The sequence below is a fragment of the Phenylobacterium sp. J367 genome (assembly GCF_024699985.1).
Lineage (GTDB): Bacteria > Pseudomonadota > Alphaproteobacteria > Caulobacterales > Caulobacteraceae > Phenylobacterium.
The window spans coordinates 758,236-773,212 of sequence record NZ_JAJONA010000001.1; the positions used below are offsets into that span (position 1 = coordinate 758,236).

Sequence of the window (14,977 nt, forward strand, 5' to 3'; positions counted from 1 at the left end):
CCCTCTCCCTCTCCGCTTCGCGGGGGAGAGGAGGCGATGGCTCGGCCTCTGAGCTCCACTCCTCTCCCCCGACCCCGGCGAAAGCCGGGGGAAGAGAGGGAGAGGGTAGGGAGAGGGCCTAGCTCAGCGCCGAGATCCCCTTGCCGTCGGGCCGGGCGGTGAAGGTCTTCACCACGCTGGTCGTGAACTGCCGCTGGGTGATCGTCGAAACGGCGACCATGTCGGCGCGGGCGGCGTCGCGCGTGAGGGTGAGGAGGACGAAGCCCTTGGCGGTCTGGTTGTTGTAGCGGACCTCGGGATTGGCTCTCGCGATCACCTCGCCCCAGTCGAGGCCGGGGGCGAGCTCGCCGGCGCCGGGGCTGGTGATCCCGGTCGTGCCGAACTCGCAGGCCAGGCGCCGCCCCTGCTCGTCGTGCAGTTCGTTGGCCCAGAAGGAGTGGCTGTCGCCGCTGACCACGATGGGCCGGGCCTGGGCGGTGCGGACGAGGCCGTAGAGCCGCTCGCGGTCGACGGGATAGCCGTCCCACATGTCGAGCGCGGCGGGGACGCCGAGGTCGGCGAGCTGGGCGCGCTGGTCGAGGCGGCGCCTGGCCTCGGGCTTCACCGCCTTCAGCTCGTCGGGCGTCAGCGCCTTGGCGGCCGAGCCCTTCACCCGGGCCATGATCACCTGGTTGCCCAGCACCTGCCAGGCGTGGCCGGCGCGGACGGAGCCGGCGAGCTCACGGCCGACCCAGGCCTCCTGGGCCGGGCTCATCATCCGGCGGGCGGGGTCCATCAGCTTGGCGTTGAAGGCGGCGACGTCGGGCTTGCCGTCCTTCATCAGATCGGCCTCGGCGGTGAGCTGCCTGTCCCGCGCGCCGAGCCGGGTCTCGATCATGATCAGGCTGGCCAGGTCGCCGAAGGCGAAGCTGCGGGCGGCGGCCTGGACGAAGTCCTGGCCAGGCATCGGTTCACGGATCGGCATCCACTCGAAATAGGCCTTGAGCGCCGCGGCCTTGCGGACGTTCCAGTCGCCCTCCTCCGGCGGATTGTGGTTCTGGGCGCCCAGGGTGAAGCTGTCGTTGGCGGTCTCATGGTCGTCCCAGGCGACGATCCAGGGGGCGCGGGCGTGGGCGGCCTGGAGGTCCGGGTCGGACTTGTACTGGGCGTGGCGGGTCCGGTAGTCGGCGAGGCTGACGATCTCGCGGTTCGGGTCGTGCGGGCGCTCGGCGGCCACGGCGGAGTTCATGCCGTAGGAGTCCGGCCCGCCGTACTCGTAGATGTAGTCGCCGAGGTGCAGGACGGCGTCGAGCCGCTCCAGGTCGGCCATGGCCCGGTAGGCGTTGAAGTAGCCGTTCGGATAGAGGGTGCAGGACGCGATCGCGAGGACCACGTCCTTCGTCCGCCCGGCCGGCAGGGTCTTGGTGCGGCCCTCGGGCGAGCGGACGCCGCCCGCCTCGAACCTGAAGCGGTACTCCCGGCCCGGCTGCAGCCCGTCCACATCGACCTTGATGGTGTGGTCGCGCTCGGGGCCGGTGACGCCGGAGCCCGACCGGTCGCCGAGCGTCCAGCGGTAGGGGACCTGGCCCGAGGCGCCGCTGATCCGCGTCCAGATCACCACCCGGTCCTGCAGCGGATCGCCGGAGGCGACGCCGTGGTTGAAGGCGATCTGGGTGGCGGTCTGCGCCGTGGCGGGTGCGGCGGCCCCCAGCCCCAGCAGCGCCAGCGCCCTGCGTCGGTCGATCCTCATGGCCGTTCCCCCCTTGCCTGCGCCATCGTATAGCGCGGCCTCAGCAACAGGAGCATGACCGTAGACCGATGGCCGCCGAGGACGAAGAGTTCACTGCCGAGGCCGGCGAGGTCCTGACGGTGGAGATCGGCCCGGAGGCGGCCGGCGAGCGGGTCGACAAGGCGCTGGCCGCGCGCTTGCCGGAGCTGTCCCGCGCCCGGCTGCAGGCGCTGATGGCCGAGGGCCGGGTGAGCTTCCAGGGGCGGCCGCTGACCAGCGGCTCGGGGAAGGCGCAGGCCGGGACCTATGCGGTCGAGGTTCCACCGGTGGAGCCGGCCGACCCGCAGCCCGAGGCGATCCCGCTCGTGGTGCTCTACGAGGACGCCCACCTGATCGTGGTCGACAAGCCGCCCGGCATGGCCATGCATCCGGCCCCCGGCAGCGAAACCGGGACCATGGTCAACGCGCTCCTCGCCCACTGCGGCGCGAGCCTCTCGGGGATCGGCGGGGTGGCCCGGCCCGGCATCGTCCACCGGATCGACAAGGAGACGTCGGGGGTGGTGGTGATGGCCAAGACCGACGCCGCCCACCAGGGCCTCTCCGCCCTCTTCGCCGCCCACGACATCGAACGGGCCTATGTGGCGCTGACCCGGGGCGCGCCGCAGCCGCCCTGGGGCGTGATCGAAGGCGCCATCGCGCGCTCCACCCACGACCGCAAGAAGATGGCGATGGTGAAGGCGGGCGGCCGCCACGCGATCACCCACTACCGGACCGAGGCGACGTTCGGACCGCCCGAGAAGCCGCTGGCCGCGCGCGTCGCCTGCCGGCTGGAGACCGGGCGGACCCACCAGATCCGGGTGCACCTGGCGTCGAAGGGCACGCCCTGCCTGGGCGACCCGGTCTACGGCTCGGGATCGCCCGCGCCGGCGGTGCGGGCGGCGATGGCCGAGGCCGGGCTGATGCGCCAGGCGCTGCATGCGGCGGTGCTGGGGTTCAGGCACCCGGTGACGGGCGAGACGCTGCGCTTCGAGAGCCCGCTGCCGGCGGACATGGCGCGGCTGGTGGCGGTGCTGGAGGGGCTGTAGGCCCTCTCCCTACCCTCTCCCTCTCGGGCTTCGCCCGGGGGAGAGGAGTGGAGTTGTGAGGCCGAGCCAGACCTCCTCTCCCCCCGCGAAGCGGAGAGGGAGAGGGTAGGGAGAGGGCTTGCGCCTAGCCCCGCGCGGCGGCCTCGAGGGCGGCGACGTCCAGCTTGACCATCGTGAGCATGGCGGCGGTGACGCGCTTGACGACCTCGGGGTCCTTGTCGGTCATCAGGTCGATCAGGCGCTGGGGCGTGACCTGCCAGTTGAAGCCGAACCGGTCCTTCAGCCAGCCGCACTGGCTCTCGCGGCCGCCGCCTTCCAGGAGCTTCTCCCAGTAGTAGTCGACCTCCGCCTGGTCCTTGCAGCGGATCTCGAGCGAGACCGCCTCGGTGAAGGGGAACATCGGCCCGCCGTTGATGCCGACGTAGTCCTGGCCGTCCAGCGTCCACTCCACCGTCACCGCCGTGCCCGCCGGACCCGGGCCGGCGTCGGTGTAGTAGGCGACCTTGCCGACCTTCGAATTCGGGAAGATCGAAACGTAGAAGTTGGCGGCCTCCTCGGCGTTCATGTCGAACCAGAGGTTGGGCGTGATCTTCGGCATGGGATGTCTCCTCCGTTGAACCGAGGACGCGCGACCCCATATCCTCCCGACAGGCCGGCGCGGTTTCGTGACACGAGCTTTGCTGAAGGACGCCCGAGTTTTCTTCGCCTTGAAGGCGCCATCGTCGGGCGGTAAAAGTCCCACTAGAGCAGTCGGACTTTCGGGCCGTTTCTCCCAAGACGGGCCTACTAGCTAAGCCGCAACCCCGTACCTATCTCATCGGTTGAAGGGGGGCGGATGGTCCTGCGCCTGGTCGCGCGCACGACCCGAACGTCCAGTACATTTGTGAGGGGATAGTCCATGGCCGCGAACGCGCTTGCCGTGATGTCGCCGGAAGGCGGCCTCAGCCGGTATCTTTCTGAAATCCGCAAGTTCCCGATGCTCCCGAAGGACGAGGAGTTCATGCTGGCCAAGCGCTGGCAGGAGCACGGCGACAGTGAAGCCGCCCACAAGATGGTCACCAGCCACCTGCGTCTCGTGGCCAAGATCGCCATGGGCTACCGCGGCTATGGCCTGCCGATCGGCGAGGTGATCTCCGAGGGCAACGTCGGCCTGATGCAGGCGGTGAAGAAGTTCGACCCGGACAAGGGCTTCCGGCTGGCCACCTACGCCATGTGGTGGATCCGGGCGTCGATCCAGGAATACATCCTGCGCAGCTGGTCGCTCGTGAAGATGGGCACCACCGCGGCGCAGAAGAAGCTGTTCTTCAACCTCCGCAAGGCCAAGAGCGAGATCGAGGCCCTGCAGGAAGGCGACCTGCGTCCCGACCAGGTCAGCCAGATCGCCACCAAGCTGGGCGTGCTGGACGAGGAAGTGGTGAGCATGAACCGCCGGCTCGCCGGCGGCGACGCCTCGCTGAACTCGCCGATGCGCGCCGACAGCGAGAGCGAATGGCAGGACTGGCTCGTGGACGACACCACGCCCTCCCAGGAGAGCGTGGTCGCCGACACCCAGGAGAAGACCATCCGCATGAGCCTCCTGGAGGAGGCGATGACGGAGCTGACCGACCGCGAGCGTCACATCCTGACCGAGCGGCGCCTGAAGGACGAGCCGACGACCCTGGAAGAGCTGGCCTCGGAATATGGCGTCAGCCGGGAGCGGGTGCGCCAGATCGAGGTCCGCGCCTTCGAGAAGCTGCAGAAGTCGATGCGGGCGGCGGCGGAAGAGCGGAACCTGATCGACGCGTAGGCTTCCCTCCTCCCCCCGCGCAGCGGAGAGGGAGAGGACCGAGGAGAGGGCCTGAGGCCGTACAGACTTGGGAGAGGTGAAAAGCCCTCTCCCTACCCTCTCCCTCTCGGGCTTCGCCTCGGGGGAGAGGAGATTGCAGAGGGCGTCGGGAAACCGGCGCCCTTTTTCTTTGGGCGGCGCGGTGGCTTGGCCCTCTCCCTACCCTCTCCCTCTCCGCTTCGCGGGGGAGAGGCGTGGAGCTGAGCGGCCGGGACATACCTCCTCTCCCCCGGGCGAAGCCCGAGAGGGAGAGGGTAGGGTGAGGGCTATTCTACAGCCGCACGACCCGCAGCTCGTCGTAGTCCTGGGGCATGTAGGCCAGGAGGGGGGACGGCGCGGCGCTCGAAGTCGACGACGCCGAGGTCGGGCCGGGACTGGGCCTCGAACAGGAAGTGATGGAAGGCGGTGGCCGCGGCGATCAGCTTCTGGTCGGCGAGCGCGCGGCCGGCCTCCAGCAGCTCGTCGGTCTGTGCGATCAGCGCGCGCAGCGCCTGGCGGCGGTCCTCGCCCACGGCGGTGAGCGCGGAGCGGACGATCTTCAGGGCCTGGGCGATGCGCACGGCCTCCGGCGTCGCCTCGGTGTCGGAGTGGCGCTTGAGCGGGCCGGCGTAGTCGCCGGAGTTGAACCGGCGGCGGTCGGGGCCGACGTAGTGGACGGCTTCCACCCAGTCGCGCCGGAACAGCGTCACCGCCTCCAGCCGCTTGATCAGGTCCTTCACGATGAAGGGCTTGCGCAGGAACTCGTGCACGCCGGCGTCGCGGGCGGCGAGGATCGCGCCGGCGGTGGCGTGGGTGGTGACCAGGATCACCGGCGCCTTGCGACAGGCGAAGTCGGAGCGGCGCAGGCGGCGCGTGAAGTCGATGCCGTCGACCTTGTCGCCGGAGAGCTCGCAGAAGATCAGCTGCGGATTGATCTTGTCGGCCTGCTTCAGGCCCTTGACGGTGGTGGGCGCCGTCCAGATTTCGGTCTTGGCGAGGGTGCGCATCTGGTCGCCCAGCACCTGGGCGCCGGTGGGCTGCGGGTCGACCACCAGGACGCGCGACAGCAGGGGCGCCATGCGCTGAATGGTCTTGGCGTCGTTGTTTGCGAACAAGGCCCCGTCTCCCCGGCGGAAACCCTTAGCGCGCGCAGGTAAAGAACGCCTTGACGTTGCGGGGCATGTGCTCCGCAACCCGACGGCCGATCTAATCCTGGAACGGGTCGCGCATGAGGATGGTGTCGTCGCGCTGCGGGCTGGTGGAGAGGAGCGCCACGGGGGCGCCGATCAGCTCCTCGATGCGGCGGACGTACTTCACGGCGCTGGCCGGCAGGTCGCGCCAGGACCGCGCGCCCTGGGTGGTCTCGCTCCAGCCCTCCATCTCCTCGTAGACCGGGGTGAGTTCCTGCTGGGCCTTCAGCCCGGCGGGGAGATAGCCGATCTCCTGGTCGCCCAGGCGGTAGCCGGTGCAGATCTTCAGGGTCGGCAGGCCGTCCAGCACGTCGAGCTTGGTGAGCGCCACGCCGGCGATGCCGTTGAGCGCCACCGACTGGCGGACCAGGGCGGCGTCGAACCAGCCGCAGCGGCGCGAGCGGCCGGTGACGGTGCCGAACTCGCGGCCGACCGTGCCGAGGTGCTGGCCGACCTCGTCGGTGAGCTCGGTGGGGAACGGCCCCTCGCCCACCCGGGTGGTGTAGGCCTTGACGATGCCCAGGACGTAGCCCGGCCCCTTCGGCCCCAGGCCGGAGCCGGCGGCGGCCTGGCCGGCGACGGTGTTGGACGAGGTCACATAGGGATAGGTGCCGTGGTCGACGTCGAGCAGCGCCCCTTGCGCCCCTTCGAAGAGCACGCGGCGGCCCTTCTTCACCACCTCGTCGAGCAACAGCCAGGCGGGACGGGCGAAGGGCAGGATCTTCGGGGCCATGGCCTCCAGCTCGGCCAGCAGGGCGGCGCCGTCGTACTCCGGCAGGCCAAGGCCCCGGCGGAGCGGCGTGTGGTGGGCCAGGAGGCGGTCGATCTTGGCCTCCAGCGCCTCGCGGTCGGCGAGGTCGGCGACGCGGATCGCCCGGCGGCCGACCTTGTCCTCGTAGGCCGGGCCGATGCCGCGGCCGGTGGTGCCGATCTTGTTCTTGGCGGCCGCCTCGCGCGCCTGGTCGAGGTCGCGGTGCAGGGGCAGGATCAGGCAGGCGTTGTCGGCCAGCACGAGGAGGTCGGGGGGTGATGGCGATCCCCTGCTCGCCGATCTGGGCGATCTCCTTCAGGAGGTGCCAGGGGTCGACGACGACGCCGTTGCCGATCACCGACAGCTTGCCCTGGACGACGCCGGAGGGCAGCAGGCTGAGCTTGTAGACCTGGTCGCCGACGACGAGGGTGTGGCCGGCGTTGTGGCCGCCCTGGTAGCGCACGACCACGTCGGCCCGGTTGGACAGCCAGTCCACCAGCTTGCCCTTGCCCTCGTCGCCCCACTGGGCGCCGATCACGGTGACGTTGGCCATGGATACGATCTCCCGACCTGCCCGGGAGAAGCCCCGCGCCCTTCGACAGGTGCTCGACGGGGGGCCTGGTGATCGATTGTCGGGCGGGGGTTTAGGCGACTGCGGGCGTCGGTTCAAGGTTCTAGGCCGCTGGCCCTCTCCCTACCCTCTCCTCTCTTCCCCCGGCATGCGCCGGGGTCGGGGGAGAGGAGGTGATGGCGCTGACGTCGCAGCTCCGCTCCTCTCCCCCGCGAAGCGGAGAGGGAGAGGGTAGGGAGAGGGCTAGGCGGCGCGCGCTTCGTGGGAGTAATCAGCATCCATGGACATCCCCCGCTTTCACCTGGCCTTTCCCGTGCGCGACCTGGAGGAGGCCCGCGGATTCTATGGCGGCCTGCTGGGCTGCCCGGAGGGGCGGTCAAGCCCGGAGTGGATCGACTTCGACTTCTACGGCCACCAGATCGTCGCGCACCTGTCGCCGGACGAGGCGGGGCATAAGGCGACCAATGCGGTCGACGGCCACGACGTGCCGGTCCGCCACTTCGGGGCGATCCTGACGCTGCCGCAGTGGGAGGCGCTGGCGGAGACGCTGAAGGCCGCGGGGACCGAGTTCGTGATCGAGCCCAACATCCGCTTCAAGGGCCAGCCCGGCGAGCAGGCGACGATGTTCTTCCTCGACCCGTCGGGCAACGCGCTGGAGTTCAAGGCCTTCGCCGACGACAGCATGGTCTTCGCGAAGTGAACGCGGTGGTCCCCACGGTCGGCCTGGCCGACATCGAGGCGGCCGCCGAGCGGATCCGCGGCCACGCCGTCGAGACGCCGCTGATCGAGAGCCCGGCGCTGAACGACCGGACGGGCCTGCGGGTGCTGCTGAAGTGCGAGACCCTGCAGCGGGTCGGGGCCTTCAAGTTCCGCGGGGCCTACAACCGGCTGGTCCAACTGAACGACGACGAGCGGACGCGCGGCGTCGTGGCCTTCTCCTCGGGCAACCATGCGCAAGGGGTGGCCCTGGCGGCGAAGCTGCTGGGCATTCCCGCGGTGATCGTCATGCCGGACGACGCGCCGTCGGTGAAGGTCGAGGCGACCAAGGGCTATGGCGCGGACGTGCGGTTCTACAATCGCCTTTCGGGCAAGACCCGCGAGGAGATCGCCGCCGAGATCGCGCAGGAGCGCGGCGCGGTGGTGGTCCCGGCCTTCGACGATCCGCACATCGTCGCCGGCCAGGGGACGGTCGGGCTGGAGATGCTGCGGCAGGCCCACGCGCTGGGCGCGACGCTGGACGTGGCGGTGGCGCCGATCAGCGGCGGCGGCCTGCTCTCGGGGCTCGCCACGACGGTGAAGGCGCACTCGCCGCAGACCGCCATCGTCGGCGTGGAGCCGGCGCAGTTCAGCGACACCCTCCAGTCCCTGCAGAAAGGCGAGCGGGTGACGATCAAGCCGACGGGGCGGTCCTATTGCGACGCCCTGGAGAGCCCGTTCCCCGGCGAGATCACCTTCCCGATCATGCGCCGGCTGGTGGCCGACGTGGCGCTGGTCACCGACGCCGAGGTGGCCGACGCCATGCGCTATGCGTTCTCGACGCTCAAGCTGGTGGTCGAGCCGGGCGGCGCGGCGGGGCTGGCCGCCCTGCTGGCCGGCAAGGTGAGCACCTTCGGCGGCACGACGGTCGCCATCGTGCTCTCGGGCGGCAACGTCGACCCGGAGTTCTTCGGCCGGGTGATCCGCGGCGAGGCCTAGGCCAGGAACGCGCGCGCGCCGGTGGTCTCCAGCAGGGGGTCGATGCGCGCGGCGGCCTCGGCCGGCAGGCGCGCATAGGCGTCACGAAGCTCGGCGAGGCACTTCGCCTGATACCGGAAGACGCCCTGGCTGTAGGGCCGGCCCAGCAGGGTGAGGCTGAAGCTGTCGTCGCCCCGGGCGATGGCGTCCGCATTGGCCTTGAGGAACGGCAGGTAGACCTCGCCCGCCAGCCGCACGAGGCCGGCGACGGCGGGGCTGAACGGCTGCAAAGGATCGCGCCACTCGCCCTCGACGCCCGAGGCGTCGTCGATGGTCAGCAGCCAACGCATCAGCAGCGGCGCGGTCTCGCGCATGAGGTCGTGCGGCGTGGGATCGGTCCCGAGTTGCGAGAGCTGGCCGTACCAGGCGAAATCGGCATGGGACGGCCGCGTCCCGAACAGGAACGGGCCGTCGGCGGCCATGGCGTCGAGCAGGCCGTAGATCCGCTCCGTCGTCGCCTCGATCACCGAGGCGTTCTCGGGCGTGCAGCCGACCAGGGCCATGCGGCCCACCTGGCGGTCGCGGAACACCGCCGCGGCGCGCCCGATGACCTCCCGGCCCTGCCCCTTCAGGCGGTCGTAGGCCAGCCATTCGGCCATCTGGGCCTGGTCCCGCGGCCGGAGCCAGCGGTAGAGGAACATCGCCTTCGTCCCCCACTCGTCGGCCATGTCTTCCAGGAGATCGGCCAGGAAGGCGTCGCCGGGATCGGCGGGGCGCACGGAGCGCTCGGGATGCCGGCGCTCGAGCTCGCGGATCAGCGGCGTGGAATCGTTCATCACTTCGCCGTCGGGGAACACCAGCACCGGGATCACCGGCGCCTTCACCCGGGCGAACAGGGCCTCCATCTGGCCCGGCAGGCTGGCCTGGATCCAGCGGTGCGGCAGGCGGCGATAGCGCATCACCGCCCGCATCTTCATGGAGTAGGGCGACCCCAGGCCGCCGTAGAGGTGGTAGTCGGTCATGGGCCCGCCGCCACAGCGCCGGCCTTGAGCTCGCGGTAGACCTCCACGTAGGGGGCGAGCGCGACGGTGTAGAAGACTCCGTAGTAGGCGCTGATCCAGACGAGGGCCGCCAGGGCGAGCACGGCCAGGACGAGGGTTCCGCCGACGCCGCCGGCCATGCCCGCGACACTCACCAGGATGAAGGCGACGATGGCCGAGGGGATCAGCACCACGAGCATGACGATCAGCAGCAGGAAGAAGAGCGCCAGCATCATCAGGACGATCCGCCAGCCGTGGCCCCGGGTCAGCCGCCAGGCGTCGGCGAGGACGAAGCGCTCCTCGTCCCAGGCCATGATCCAGGCGGGCGACAGGCGCGCGGCGACGTACAAGCCGCCGATCCCGAGCGGGAGGCAGAGCAGGATCGCCCAGAACCACGGCGTTCCCCCGGCCATCGAAATCCCGGCCACCACGAGCCCGACCAGCAGGGCGGCCGGGATCAGCGCGAGCAGCATCAGACCGTAGAGCGCGAGCGCGGTCAGCAGCAGCCAGAGTTCGCCGCGGCCGAAGCGCAGGTAGAAGAAGCCGCGCTCGTCGGGCCGCAGCATGGCCCGACAGACGGCCCCATAGAACAGGGCGAGCGTGACGAAGGCGGCGAGGATCATCAGCGGGTAGGTCAGCCAGGCGTGGGCGAGCATCGCCTCCTCCATCGCCGCCGCGGCGCCCTCGGGATCCGTGCCCACCTCGGCGATGTAGCCCGGCAGGGCCGGCCCCATGATCAGGAGCTGCATGAGGATGGCGAGCCCGAAGGCGCCCGCGCCCCAGGCCAGAACCGTCTTCCACTCACGGCGCGCCAGGCTGAAGCCGGACCGCAGCGCCGCGTCGATCGAGAACCCCGTCATCGCACCCTCCCCTGAGCGTTGCAGAGGATAAGCGCGCCCAGCGAAGGTTGAACAGGCTTCGCCTTAGAGGCGGTCCTCCGGCGCGGGGCGCAGCGGGGCGTCCCTGGGCGTGATCAGCCTGGCCAGCCGGGGCCTGAGCCAGTTCTCGAAGTCGTCGACGAAGCGGTAGACCACCGGCACCAGCACGAGCGACAGCAGGGTCGAGGTGATCAGGCCGCCGATCACCGCGACAGCCATCGGCTGGCGGAACTCGGCGCCCTTCTCCAGGGCGAAGGCGGTCGGCAGCATGCCGGCGGCCATGGCCAGCGTGGTCATGATGATCGGCCGCGCCCGCTCCTGGCAGGCCTCGATCAGGGCGTCGTGCTGGCTCATGCCCTCGCGCTCGCGCTCGATGGCGTACTCGACCAGCAGGATCGAGTTCTTCGCCGCCAGGCCCATCAGCATCAGGAAGCCGATCAGCGAGGGGATCGACAGCGAGAGGTTGAAGATCAGCAGGCCGAGGAAGGCGCCGCCCACCGCCAGCGGCAGCGCCGCCAGGATGACGATCGGCTTGAAGAAGCTCTGGAACAGCAGCACCAGCACCGCGAACATCAGGAAGACGGCGGTGGCGAAGGCCACCACGAAGCCGCCGAACATCTCGGCCATGGCCTCGGCGTCGCCGACCGCGCCGGGCGCGACGCCCGGCGGCAGGGACTTCATCACCGGCAGCTCGTGCACCGCCTTGGTCGCCTCGCCCAGCTCGACGCCGTCGGCCAGCTCGGCCTGGATGGTCACCTGCCGCTGGCGGTTCAGGCGGTCGATCCGGGCGGGCCCGGCCTGGAACTCCACGTCGGCCACGGCGCCGAGCGTCGTGGACCCGCCGGTGGCGGTGGGCAGGCGGAGCTGCTTGATCTGCTCGATGTCGGCGCGCGCGCGTTCTCCGGCAGGCGAATGCGGATCGGGATCCGCCGCTCGCCCTCGTTGAGCTTCGGCACATTGGCCTCGATGTCGCCGACGGTGGCCACGCGGGCCGCCTGGGAGATCGCTGCGACCGAGACGCCGAGGCGCGCGGCCTCGTCGGGACGCGGACGGATGACCACTTCCGGACCGGTCGGCGGGTTGGCCGGCCGGGGATCGACGACCTCCTCCACCCCGCGCATCTGCTGCTCGAGCTGCAGGGCGGCGCGGTCGAGGGCCGCGGGGTCCTGGCCGGTCAGCACCTGCTGGAAGCCGGCGGAACCCTGGAAGTCGAGGAAGTTCAGCCGCACGTCGGGGATCGCGGCGATCTGGGCGCGGACGCGGTCCTTCAGCTCGGCGCCGGTGACGCTGCGCTTCGGCGTGAGCAGGACGGTGATGGTGCCCGAGCGCACGTCGCTGGCGCCGGGCCCGCCGCCGGGGCCGAAGTTGGCCACGGTGGAGCCCACCTGGGTGAAGACGTTGGTGACCTCCGGCTGGGCCTTCATCACGCGCTGGACGGCCTGGGTGGCGCGCTCCATGTCCTGCAGGGTCGCGCCGGGCGGGCCCTGGACGTTGATGTAGACGTAGTCGGGATCGCCCGGCGGCTGGAAGCCGGTGGGCAGCAGCGGCACCAGCATCACCGAGCCCACGAACAGCACGAGGCCCGCGAAGGCGGCGATGATCCGGTGGGCCAGCGCCCACTCCAGCGCATTGCGGTAGAAGCCCACGAAGGGCTTGCGCTCGTGGGGCTTGGTGCTGGGCTTCAGGAAGTAGGCGGCGAGCAGCGGGGTGATCAGGCGCGCCACCAGCAGGGAGAACAGCACGGCCACGCAGACCGTCAGGCCGAACTCCTTGAAGAACTGGCCCGGGATGCCGGGCATGAAGCTGACCGGGGCGAACACCACCACGATCGCCGCGGTGGTCGCCACGACCGCCAGGCCGATGGCGTCGGCGCCCAGCAGCGCGGCCTGGTAGGGCCGCATCCCGCGGGCCACCCGCTTCTCGATGTTCTCGATCTCGACGATGGCGTCGTCGACCAGGATGCCGATGACCAGCGTCAGGGCCAGCAGGGTCACGAGGTTCAGCGAGAAGCCGGCCAGGCCCATGATGAAGAAGGTCGGGATCAGCGAGATGGGCATGGCCAGCACGGTGATCAGGGTGGCGCGCCAGTCGCGCAGGAACAGCAGCACCACCAGGGCGGCCAGCACCATGCCCTCCAGCAGCACGTGCTGGGTGGCGCGGAAGTTGTCGCGGGTCTCGTCGACCGAGGCGTAGATCTTGGTGAAGGTCACGCCCGGGTTGGCCTTCTCCAGCCCCTCGAGCTTGACGTTGACGGCGTCCTCCACGTCGACGTCGGAGGACTCCTTGGTCTTGGCCACCTGGAAGCCGACGACGGGCTTGCCGTCGAGGCGGGCGAAGCCCCGCGGCTCGGCGGCGCCGTCGCCGATCTCGGCCACGTCCGACAGGCGCACATAGGAGCCGGTCCCGGTGGGGATGGTCATGTCGCGGAGCTGGCCCACCGTCTCGACGGTGCCCAGCACGCGCAGCGTCTGCTCGCGGCCGCCGACCTCGATCCGGCCGCCGGGGGCGTCGAGCTGGAAGCCGGCGAGCGCCGTGTTGACCTGGGCCGCGGTGAGGTTGCGCGCGGCCAGCCGGTCGGGGTCGATGATGACGTTGATCTCGCGCGCCACGCCGCCGACGCGGGTGACCTGGGAGACCCCCTTCGCGGTCTGCAGCTCGCGGGCGATGGTGTCGTCGACGAACCAGGAGAGCTGCTCGTCCGACATGGCCGGAGCGGCCACCGCATAGGTGATGATCGGGAACGCGCTGTCGATCTCGACGCGGGTCACCTGCGGCTCGTCGATGTCGCGCGGCAGGATCTGGCGCGCCTGGTCGATCTTGGCCCGGACCTCGTCGGTCTTCTTCTGCAGGTCCTCGCCCATGTTGAACTGGATCGAGGTGGTGGACACGCCCTGGGTGACCACCGACTGCACATTGTCGACGCCGGTGATGCCGGCGATGGCGTCCTCGATGGGACGGGTGATCTGGGTCTCCATCTCGCCGGGCGCGGCGCCCGACTGGGTGACGGTCACCGCCACCACCGGGAACTGGATGTTCGGGAACTGCTTCACCGGCAGGCCCGCGTAGGCGATCAGGCCGGCGATCACGAGGCCGATGAACAGCAGGGCGACCGGGACCGGGTTCCTGATCGCCCAGGCCGAGATCGGGAAGTTGGACGGGTTCGTCCCGTGGCCGTGGTCGCTCATCGCGGGGCAGCCTTCGCGGCGGGTTGAGCGGCGGGTTGGCCGGCGGTCGGGGCCGCCTCGGTCGGCTTCACGAGGTCGCCGTCGAGCAGGAAGGCGGCCGCGTTCTGCACCACGCGCGCGCCCTGCGGCGGCCCGCGGAGGATCTGCACCAGGCCCGAGCCGCGCTGGCCGGTCTGGACGGCCACGCGGCGCACCCGGTTGTCATTGCCGATGACCATGACGCTGGCCCCGTTGGCGTCGTAGCGGATCGCCGATTCCGGCAGGCCCGGGACCGCCTGGGCGACGTCGTCGAACACGGCCCGGGCGAAGCCTCCGGCGCGGATGTCGCTGCGCACCGGCAGGGTCACGCGGACGATGCCGAGCTTGGTCTGCGGGTCGATCTGCGGGCTGACGATGCGCACCACGCCCGGCGCCGTGGCCCCGTTCGGCAGGCTGACCATGGCGCGCTGGCCGACGCGGATGCGGGTCAGGTCGTCCTGCGAGACCTGGGCGGCCAGCTCCACCTGGCCGTCGCGGGCCATGCGGAACCACGGCGTCGCCCCGCCGGCCGAGAGGTCGCCCGGCCGCACGTTGCGCTCGAGGATCAGGCCGGAGACCGGGGCGACCACGGCCATCTTCTGCATGCGGACCTGCAGGTCGCGCAGGTTGGCGCGGGCCACCTGGGCCTGGAAGCGGCGCTGGGCGATCTGCTCCTCGGAGAGGACGCCCTGGTTGTCGAGGCCCTGCACCCGGCGGGCCTGGTCCTCGGCCTGGGCGGCCTGGGCCTGGGCCTGGGCGAGCTGGGCCTGCAGCAGGGCGGGGTCGAGCTGGACCAGGGTCTCGCCCGCGCGGACATAGTCGCCCACGTCGGCCAGGACGCGCTGGGCGCGGTAGCCGGTGACCTCCGGCTGGACCGCCGCCTCTTCCCGCGGCAGCAGGTCGCCCGACGCGGTGAGCGAGCCGGTCATGGCCCGGGGCTCCAGGCGCACGACGGTGACCGCCCGGGCCCCCTGGTTCGGGTCGGCGCGGACCGGCTCGGGCTTGTGGCACCCGGCCAGCGCGAGCGCGGCGGCGAGCGGAAGGACGGCGAGGCGGAAGGATCGCATGCGGAG

General features: G+C 70.9%; 10 protein-coding genes and 2 pseudogenes. 4 read left to right on the plus strand and 8 right to left on the minus strand.

Annotated elements, in window-relative coordinates; genetic code table 11:
* Positions 1 to 118 precede the first annotated feature (118 nt).
* On the minus strand, positions 119 to 1,729 hold the full coding sequence (locus tag LRS04_RS04225) for an alkaline phosphatase (protein WP_257815305.1): 1,611 nt from the start codon (positions 1,727 to 1,729) through the stop codon (positions 119 to 121).
* A 68-nt stretch (positions 1,730 to 1,797) separates the two neighbouring features.
* Between LRS04_RS04225 and LRS04_RS04230 the strand changes: the two genes are divergently transcribed.
* On the plus strand, positions 1,798 to 2,793 hold the full coding sequence (locus tag LRS04_RS04230; RefSeq protein WP_257815306.1) for an RluA family pseudouridine synthase: 996 nt from the start codon (positions 1,798 to 1,800) through the stop codon (positions 2,791 to 2,793).
* 124 nt (positions 2,794 to 2,917) lie between these two features.
* Here the strand turns inward: LRS04_RS04230 and LRS04_RS04235 are convergent, their stop codons facing one another.
* Complete coding sequence (locus LRS04_RS04235; RefSeq protein ID WP_257815307.1) at positions 2,918 to 3,391, minus strand: VOC family protein; 474 nt, start codon at positions 3,389 to 3,391, stop codon at positions 2,918 to 2,920.
* A 300-nt stretch (positions 3,392 to 3,691) separates the two neighbouring features.
* Between LRS04_RS04235 and rpoH the strand changes: the two genes are divergently transcribed.
* A complete protein-coding gene (gene rpoH, locus LRS04_RS04240; RefSeq protein ID WP_257815308.1) occupies positions 3,692 to 4,579 on the plus strand; it encodes an RNA polymerase sigma factor RpoH in 888 nt (295 codons plus the stop codon).
* A gap of 305 nt (positions 4,580 to 4,884) precedes the next feature.
* On the opposite strand, the gene LRS04_RS04245 is transcribed toward rpoH, so the two are convergent.
* Together LRS04_RS04245 and LRS04_RS04250 are read right to left on the minus strand one after the other, a co-directional pair.
* The gene (locus LRS04_RS04245; protein ID WP_257815309.1) at positions 4,885 to 5,712 is read right to left on the minus strand and encodes a response regulator; all 828 of its coding nucleotides are present in this window, start codon (positions 5,710 to 5,712) and stop codon (positions 4,885 to 4,887) included.
* A gap of 91 nt (positions 5,713 to 5,803) precedes the next feature.
* Positions 5,804 to 7,091: pseudogene (locus tag LRS04_RS04250) on the minus strand (adenylosuccinate synthase).
* Between the two features lie 298 nt (positions 7,092 to 7,389).
* Here LRS04_RS04250 and LRS04_RS04255 point away from each other — a divergent pair.
* Complete coding sequence (locus LRS04_RS04255; RefSeq protein ID WP_257815310.1) at positions 7,390 to 7,809, plus strand: VOC family protein; 420 nt, start codon at positions 7,390 to 7,392, stop codon at positions 7,807 to 7,809.
* A 5-nt stretch (positions 7,810 to 7,814) separates the two neighbouring features.
* Positions 7,815 to 8,804 carry a threonine/serine dehydratase gene (locus LRS04_RS04260; protein WP_257815311.1) on the plus strand — a complete coding sequence of 330 codons (990 nt, stop codon included), beginning with the start codon at positions 7,815 to 7,817 and terminating at the stop codon, positions 8,802 to 8,804.
* Here LRS04_RS04260 and LRS04_RS04265 read toward each other — a convergent pair.
* The 4 genes and pseudogenes from LRS04_RS04265 to LRS04_RS04280 all read right to left on the minus strand — a co-directional run bounded on the left by LRS04_RS04265 (position 8,801) and on the right by LRS04_RS04280 (position 14,971).
* Entirely contained in the window at positions 8,801 to 9,805 is a 1,005-nt protein-coding gene (locus LRS04_RS04265; RefSeq protein ID WP_257815312.1) for a glutathione S-transferase family protein, read from the minus strand. The genes LRS04_RS04260 and LRS04_RS04265 overlap by 4 nt on opposite strands.
* The gene (locus LRS04_RS04270; protein WP_257815313.1) at positions 9,802 to 10,683 is read right to left on the minus strand and encodes a hypothetical protein; all 882 of its coding nucleotides are present in this window, start codon (positions 10,681 to 10,683) and stop codon (positions 9,802 to 9,804) included. The genes LRS04_RS04265 and LRS04_RS04270 overlap by 4 nt, the downstream gene beginning before the upstream one ends.
* 63 nt (positions 10,684 to 10,746) lie before the next feature.
* Positions 10,747 to 13,886 (minus strand): annotated as a pseudogene (locus LRS04_RS04275) (efflux RND transporter permease subunit).
* Positions 13,883 to 14,971, minus strand: a complete 1,089-nt coding sequence (locus tag LRS04_RS04280; protein ID WP_257818946.1) for an efflux RND transporter periplasmic adaptor subunit — start codon at positions 14,969 to 14,971, stop codon at positions 13,883 to 13,885. The pseudogene LRS04_RS04275 and the gene LRS04_RS04280 overlap by 4 nt, the downstream one beginning before the upstream one ends.
* Between the last annotated feature and the right edge of the window lie 6 nt (positions 14,972 to 14,977).